7 protein-coding genes are annotated in these 7,566 nt (G+C 62.2%); 2 read left to right on the top strand and 5 right to left on the bottom strand.

The window, feature by feature from the left end; genetic code table 11:
* On the top strand, window positions 1-1,496 hold a 1,496-nt coding region (locus QZ638_RS21030; protein WP_295814088.1), incomplete at its 5' end, for an AsmA-like C-terminal region-containing protein.
* Window positions 1,497-1,523: 27 nt separating this feature from the next.
* On the opposite strand, the gene QZ638_RS21025 is transcribed toward QZ638_RS21030, so the two are convergent.
* The 5 genes from QZ638_RS21025 to QZ638_RS21005 all read right to left on the bottom strand — a co-directional run bounded on the left by QZ638_RS21025 (window position 1,524) and on the right by QZ638_RS21005 (window position 7,017).
* A complete protein-coding gene (locus tag QZ638_RS21025) occupies window positions 1,524-2,348 on the bottom strand; it encodes an ABC transporter permease (protein WP_295814086.1) in 825 nt (274 codons plus the stop codon).
* A gap of 2 nt (window positions 2,349-2,350) precedes the next feature.
* Window positions 2,351-3,262 (bottom strand): ABC transporter permease subunit, encoded by a 912-nt coding sequence (locus tag QZ638_RS21020; protein WP_295814084.1) that lies wholly within the window; start codon window positions 3,260-3,262, stop codon window positions 2,351-2,353.
* Window positions 3,263-3,268: 6 nt separating this feature from the next.
* Window positions 3,269-4,408: an ABC transporter ATP-binding protein gene (locus tag QZ638_RS21015; RefSeq protein WP_295814081.1), complete on the bottom strand. Its 1,140-nt coding sequence runs from the start codon at window positions 4,406-4,408 to the stop codon at window positions 3,269-3,271.
* 25 nt (window positions 4,409-4,433) lie between these two features.
* Window positions 4,434-5,531: a polyamine ABC transporter substrate-binding protein gene (locus tag QZ638_RS21010; protein WP_295814078.1), complete on the bottom strand. Its 1,098-nt coding sequence runs from the start codon at window positions 5,529-5,531 to the stop codon at window positions 4,434-4,436.
* Window positions 5,532-5,649: 118 nt separating this feature from the next.
* Window positions 5,650-7,017 (bottom strand): glutamine synthetase family protein, encoded by a 1,368-nt coding sequence (locus QZ638_RS21005; protein WP_295814076.1) that lies wholly within the window; start codon window positions 7,015-7,017, stop codon window positions 5,650-5,652.
* A gap of 175 nt (window positions 7,018-7,192) precedes the next feature.
* Here QZ638_RS21005 and QZ638_RS21000 point away from each other — a divergent pair.
* The coding region (locus QZ638_RS21000; protein WP_295814074.1) for an alcohol dehydrogenase catalytic domain-containing protein at window positions 7,193-7,566 on the top strand (374 nt) is incomplete at its 3' end.

Genomic DNA, 7,566 nt, shown 5'->3' with positions numbered 1-7,566 from the left:
GGCTGGAAGACACCGGCGGTGTCATGCGCGTTCAGACGATTCCGAATTGGGGCAAACTCGCCCAGTCGGTGGAGGCCGCCCGCGAATTGCTGGCGGCCGATCCGGCCGCGCCAAACAGAAGCGCCCTACCCAGCGACAGCTTCGCGACGGTCGAGATCGAGGACGGGCGCGTGATCGCCCTCAACGGAGCCAACCGGCCGCCGTTTTTGAGCGGCCTCACGGGCACCTTCAACTGGCCGGCACTCAACCGCGCCGCGACACTGTCGGCCAAAGGCATCTGGCATGGCGAAAGCGTCACGGTCGACGCATCCACCGAGGAACCTCTTCTTTTGCTGGCGGGTGGCAAGACCGCTCTTTCACTTTCCCTCAAAAGCACGCCGTTGAACCTTTCCTTCAAGGGTGAAGCCGACCTTGTCGACAACACCTTCGTCAACGGCACACTTGAAAGTTCGGCACCCTCGCTGCAGCGCGTGCTCGAATGGACGATGCTCGAAGACTGGCCAGGCAGCACCATCAAACCGGCCACGTTGAAAAGCACCGTCATAGGCGATGCCAAACGCGTGAAGTTCGAGAACACGGAATTCAGCCTCGGCGACAGCAACGCTACCGGCATTTTCGACGTGGCGTTTGGCGATGCGCGCCCCACCATTTCCGGCACCCTCGCCTTCAACGCGCTCGACCTGGGCACGCTTTTGAACACGCTTGCGCCGGAGCCCGAAGCGCCGACCCAGGCGGCCACGGCCCCATGGGCACGCGACCTGAATTTCGACCTTCGTCTTTCTGCAGCCGAAGCGACCGCGGGCTCGGTGTCGATGACCCGCGTTGCCGCCACCGCCCAGGTGCGAGACGGTTTGGTCAGTCTCGACATTTCCGACGCCACGGCATTTGGCGGCATGCTTCAACTCGGCGTTCGGCTCGACAATGTCGAGGGAAAGGATCAGGCCGAGTTGCGCATTACCGCCGAGAACATCGATGGCGCCCTGATGGGCGACAAGCTCCACTTCACCGCTTTCATGCCGAAAGCCAAGGGGTCCTTCTCGGTCTTCCTCAAGGGTCATGGCGAAACGCTTGATGAGATACTCGAAACGTCGGACGGTTCGATCTCGGCCAGTTTCGGCAATGGCAGCATTCTCGGCCTCAATCTCGAGACCTTCCGCGAACACAACGACAAAGGCTCCTTCTTCCCGCTGGAAGACATCGCCGATGGCGAACTGACCATCGAGGGCGCGGATCTGAAAGCGACTCTGTCCGGCGGCATCGCCTGGATCGACACCGCGGAAGCCAGGCTGGAAACTGGCGAAAAAATAACGCTTGGCGGACTCGTGCCGTTTGCCGGCCGCGGCATCGCTCTGTCGGGCAGCATCGTGCGGCCGGAGACGGGTCCGGATGATGAAACCGCATCTGAAACGGCCGGCACGGATGAAGCGCCACGCGAAACCTTCTTTGTCGGCGGCTCCTGGAACGCCCCGTTTATCGCGCCCTTTCTGATCGAATAAGCCTGCCGGCCGCGGCGTTTTCAGCCGTCAAGTGGCCATGTGCATGGCCGTCTGCTCGTCGCGGCGGCGCTGAACCTCCTGCCGTTTTGTGACGATGGAGGCCGCGATCACGCCCACAGCCACGATGCCGATGAGGATGGTGCAGACGGCGTTGATTTCCGGCGTTACGCCAAGCCGCACCTGGCTGTAGATCTTCATCGGAAGGGTCGTGGCGCCGGGACCGGACGTGAAGCTGGCGATCACCAGATCGTCCAGCGACAGGGTGAACGCCAGCATCCAGCCGGAGATGACCGCCGGCATGATCACCGGCAGCGTAACCTGGAAAAAGGCTCTCACCGGCGTCGCACCGAGATCGAGCGCGGCTTCCTCCAGCGACTGATCGAAGCTCAGAAGCCGCGACTGAACCACAACGGCCACGAAACACATGGAAAATGTAATGTGGGCGATGGTCACGGTGAAGAAACCACGGTCGAAATTGATCGCCACGAACAAGAGCAGCAGCGAAAGACCGGTGATGACTTCCGGCATGACCAGCGGCGCGAAGACCATGCCGGAGAAGAGCAGACGTCCGCGAAACCGTGTGTAGCGGCTGAGCGCGACCGCGCCCATCGTGCCCAGCACGGTCGCCACGGTCGCCGACAGGAAGGCAACCCGTGCCGTTACCCAGGCCGCATCCATCAGCCCGCGATTGGAAAACAGTTCCACATACCATTTGGTCGAGAAGCCGGCCCAGACCGTGACGAGCCGCGACTCGTTGAACGAATAGATCACCAGCAGAAGGATGGGCAGGTACAGGAACGCGAAGCCCAGCACCAGCGACACGATGTTGAAACGTCCCCAACTCCCGGCCATGGCTAGCTCCCTGTCTCGCGCGAGCGCGCCTGGGAGCGCTGGAAGAACATGATCGGCACGATCAGGATCAGAAGCAGAATCACGGCCACCGCCGATGACACGGGCCAGTCGCGGTTGTTGAAGAACTCCGTCCACAGCGTCTTGCCGATCATCAGCGTCCGCGAGCCGCCGAGCAGATCGGGAATGACGAACTCGCCCACCGCTGGGATGAAAACCAGCATGCAGCCGGCCACCACGCCCGGCAGCGACATCGGGAAGGTGATCTTCCAGAAAGCGGCCATGGGCGGACAGCCCAGATCGCGCGCCGCTTCGATCAGCGAACCGTCCATCTTTTCAAGCGTGGAATAGAGCGGCAGCACCATGAAGGGCAGGTAGGAATAGACGATGCCGATATAGATGGCGGTCGTGGTGTTGAGGATGACGAGCGGCTCGTCGATCAGCCCCAGCAACATCAGGAACTGGTTGAGCAGCCCCTCCGGCTTCAGAATGCCGATCCACGCATAGACGCGGATCAGAAAGCTCGTCCAGAACGGCAGGATGACCAGCATGAGAAGCGTCGGACGGATCGACGCTGGCGCCCGCGCCATGCCGTAAGCGATGGGATAGCCGACAGCCAGCGTGATCAGTGTCGAAACGGCGGCGATCCAGATGCTCGACAGATATGCGTTGATATAAAGCGGATCGTCCAGCAACCAGAGATAATTGGCGAAGGACAGTTGGCCCAGTCGCTCCAACAGGGCTGAAACGCCCCCGGCGAGATCGAACACCGGCTGATAGGGCGGCATGGACAACGCCGGTTCCGAGAGCGAAATCTTGAAGACGATCAGGAACGGCGCAAGGAAAAAGACCAACAGCCATAAATAGGGAACCGCAATGACGAGGCGAGCGGCGATGGAGGAAAATAATCGAGCCATCGCCAGCTACCGCGTCAGCACGACGCCGGCATCGGCCGGGAAGGAAATCCAGGCCCGGTCGTGCCAGGTCAGCGCGTCCTCCACGGCGCGTCGCCGGTTGATGCTGCTTGCCTTGACGATGCGTCCATCGTCGAGCTTCACATGGTGGATCGTCATGTCGCCGAGATAGGCGATGTCCCAGACTTCGCCCTCCACCGCATTCGCCGCCCTCTCCGGGCGTTTGCGCGAAATGTCGATCTTTTCCGGCCTGACGGCGAACCACACGGTCGCGCCCGTCTCGGCGCCGGCGCCGTTCAGCACCGAAAGCTCGAAGCCGGTCGCATCGGCAATCCGTGCGGTGTCCTTGTCGGAGGCCGTCACGGTTCCCTCGAACATGTTGATCGAGCCAACGAAATCGGCAACGAAACGCGAATTCGGCGCCTCGTAGATTTCCGCCGGCGTCGCCACCTGAATGACCTTGCCCTTGTCCATCACCGCGATGCGGTCGGCCATGGTCATCGCTTCTTCCTGATCGTGGGTGACCACCATGAAGGTCAGCCCGAGATCGTATTGCAGATCGATCAGTTCGAACTGGGTCTCTTCGCGCAGCTTCTTGTCGAGCGCGCCCAGCGGTTCGTCCAAAAGCAACAGCTTGGGCCGTTTGGCCAGCGAACGCGCCAGCGCCACGCGTTGCCGCTGACCGCCGGAGAGCTGGTGCGGCTTGCGTTTGGCGAAGGGTTCGAGCTTCACCAGTTTGAGCATCGAGGCCACGCGATCCTTGATCTCGTCGGCCGGCATCCGGTCCTGCTTCAGGCCGAAGGCGATGTTCTTCTCCACCGTCATATGCGGGAACAGCGCATAGGACTGGAACATCATGTTGACGGGCCGCTTGTGCGGCGGAATGCCCGAAAGATCCTGCCCGTCGAGAAAGATGCGGCCGGTGGTGGGCTGCTCGAAGCCCGCCAGCATGCGCAGAAGCGTGGTCTTGCCGCAGCCCGAGGCGCCCAGGAGCGCGAAGAACTCGCGCTCGTGGATGTCGAGGGAGAGGTCGTCGACCGCCGTGAAGTCGCCGAACGCCTTGGTGACGTTCTGGAAGGTGATGTACGGCTTCGCCTGGGGATCGGCCCAGGGTGCAAAGCTGCGGCGCGTGCTGCCAAGCGACTTCATCGGCAATCCCCCGTCCCGAAACGGTTTACTGGCCGGTAACGACCTTGGTCCACATGCGCGTGACCTGTCGCTGGGTGCGCATGTCGTAGGGCAGCGGCGCCTGCAGCTTCTCCATGGTTGCCTCGTCGGGATAGACGGCCGGATCGCCGATCACCTCTTCGTCCATCTCCGCCTGCGCGGCCTTGTTGCCATTGGCGTAGACGACGTAGTTCGAGGCCTTGGCGATCACCTCGGGGCGCATGATGTAGTTGAGGAACTCATGGGCCTCGTCGACATTCTGGGCGTCGGCGGGGATGGCCATCTGATCGAACCAAAGGAGCGCGCCCTCTTTCGGGATCGTATACCCCACTTCGACTCCCTGGTCGGCTTCGGCGGCGCGGTCGCGCGCCTGGAAGATATCGCCCGAATACCCCAGCGCCAGGCAGATGTCTCCATTGGCCAGTCCGTTGATGTATTCGGACGAATGGAATTTGCGCACATAGGGGCGGACCGACAGCAGCAGTTCCTCCGCCTTGGCGAGATCGTCGGCCGAAGGCGCGTTCGGGTCGAGGCCGAGATAGATCAATGCCGAACGCACCACCTCGCTGGCCGAATCCAGCATGTAGATGCCGCAATCCTTGAATTTCTCGGCCAGTTCGGGCGTGAACATCACGTCCCAGGTGTCGACCTTGGCGGTGCCGAGAATTTCCTCGGCCTTGCCGACATTGTAGCCGACGCCCGTCGTGCCCCACATATAGTTTATGGAGTGCTCGTTGCCGGGATCGTAGACCGCCACGCGCTCATTGATCATGTCCCACATATTGGCAAGGTTCGGTAACTTGTCCTTGTCGAGTTTCTGGAACACGCCGGCGCTGATCTGCCGCCCGAGAAACTCGCCCGAGGGCACGACCACATCGTAGCCCGATCCGCCCGCCAGCAGTTTGGTCTCGAGAATCTCGTTCGAATCATACACGTCGTACACGACCTTGATCCCGGTTTCCTCGGTGAAATCTTCGAGGATCGACTCGTCGATATAATCGGACCAGTTGTAGACGTTGACGACGCGGTCCTGCGCATTGGCAGCCGCCGGGCAGGCGATGGCGGCCAGCGAAACGCAGGAAACGAAGACGGTCTTACGCAGCATGAAATTTCTCCCCTGGGGACGTGTTCAGCCGACCTTCCTTGCCGGTCGGCACCCGCATGTTTTGTTCAACCCTATTGTCGTTTCGGGAATGCGACAAGCGGCATTTTTCCGTTAGGGCTCAAAGATAAGTGGTGCGTTCGAGCGGTGTGATCTCGCTCCAGAAGGCGACGATTTCCGCCCGCTTCAGATCGCGATAAACCTTCGCCAGAAGCGGCCCCAGCGCACGGTCCATGAAGCTGCTTCTGGAGGCGAGCTGCAGGGCGTCGTCCATGTCGTCGGGCAGTTCCCGTCCGAGATCGGCCGTTTCGTCATAGGCGCTGCCTTCCACCGGCGGCGGCGGCATGGCGCCGCTCTCCATGCCCTCGATCATGCCCTGGATGATGGCCGTCATCACCAGATAAGGGTTTGCGTCGGCCCCTGCGATGCGGTGCTCGACGCGCCGGTTTTCCTCCGTCGAGACGGGAATGCGCAGCGCCACCGAACGGTTGTTCTCCGCCCACACCGCATGGGTCGGCGCGTAGGAGCCGGGCGTGATGCGGCGAAAGCCGTTCCAGGTGTTGATGTAGAGAAGGAGCGATTCCGGCATCGTCTTGATAAGCCCGGCCACCGCCGATAGCAGCCGCGTGCGCCCCGCATCGCCGGCGAACACATTCCGCCCGCCCTCATTCAGCATGGAGGTGTGGACATGCATGCCGTTGCCCGCGTGTTCGATGAAGGGCTTGGCCATGAAGGTGGCCGTCAGCCCATGCTCGCGCGCGCAGCCCATGACGATGCGGCGCAAGAGAATCACGTCGTCCGCCGCCCGTAACGGATCCGCCCTGTGCTTGAGATTGACCTCGAACTGGCCGGGCGCGGCTTCCTTGATGATCGTGTCGATCGGCAGGTTCTGTGCATCAGCCGCATCGCGGATCATGTCGAACAGCGCTGCGTTCTCAGCCAGATCGTCGAGCCCGTACATGCGCAGCCGGTCCGGCCCCTCGCCCGCTCCGAGCGGGGTGGGCATGCCGACGGCATCCTGCTTTTCCGGGTCGAGCAGATAGAACTCCAGTTCGAAGGCGGCGACCGGGAAAAAGCCCTTCGCATTGGCCTCCGCCACCTTGTGTTTCAGCACCTGGCGCGAATCCGCCATGAACGGCTCGCCTTCGGGTGTGAAAGTCTGCAAGAGCACCTGCGCCGTCTTGCGCTTGGCCCATGGCACGATGGAAAGCGAACCGCGCGTGGCCCGGCAATAACCGTCCTTGTCGCCGGTTTCGATGTGCAGCCCTGTCTCGTCGACTTCGCGCCCCCAGACATCCAGCCCGTGCAGCGACATGGGAAAGTTGACGCCTTCCTGAAACGCCTTCTTGAGACTGTCGCCCGGTGCCCATTTGCCGCGAATCACGCCGTTTGGATCGACGATCAGAAACTCCACCGCCTCCAGGTCCGGATGCTCCGCGACGAAGGCGCGATATTCGGCCTCGTGATCCGGTGAGATGAAATCCCCCATTGCTTCGGCGGCTTGTGTTGAAATTTCTCCGCCTGCTGCTGGCGATACGGAAGAGCTGTGCTTAACGTCGGTGCCGGAAACGGTTTCGGGGCGATTCAAGATTGACCTGCATGATGATTGCGGATGACAAAGCCTGCGCCGGATTTTCGAAACTTGTCAATGGCGGGAGATGGTCATGAGAGCGGCATGGTATGAACGCAATGGCGCGGCGCGCGACGTACTGGAGACAGGCGATATGGCGACGCCGCTGCCCGGTCCGGGCGACGTGCGTGTGCGGCTCGCTACCTCCGGTGTAAACCCGTCCGATGTGAAAGCGCGGCGCGGACGCGCGCTCAATGCCGAACGCGTCATCCCCCACAGCGACGGCGCAGGTGAGATCGACGCTGTCGGTGCCGGTGTCGACCACGGCCGCGTCGGCCAGCGCGTGTGGGTCTGGAACGGCCAGTGGCGCCGCCCGTTCGGCACGGCAGCGGAAGCAATCGTGCTGCCCGAGGCGCAGGCCGTGCCGCTTCCCGCCAGCGTGGACTTCGCCGCCGGTGCGTGCCTGAG

Source organism: uncultured Nitratireductor sp., from assembly GCF_913053745.1.
In the GTDB taxonomy this organism is placed as follows: Bacteria; Pseudomonadota; Alphaproteobacteria; order Rhizobiales; family Rhizobiaceae; genus Nitratireductor.
This window is presented reverse-complemented; position numbering and strand designations above follow the sequence as displayed.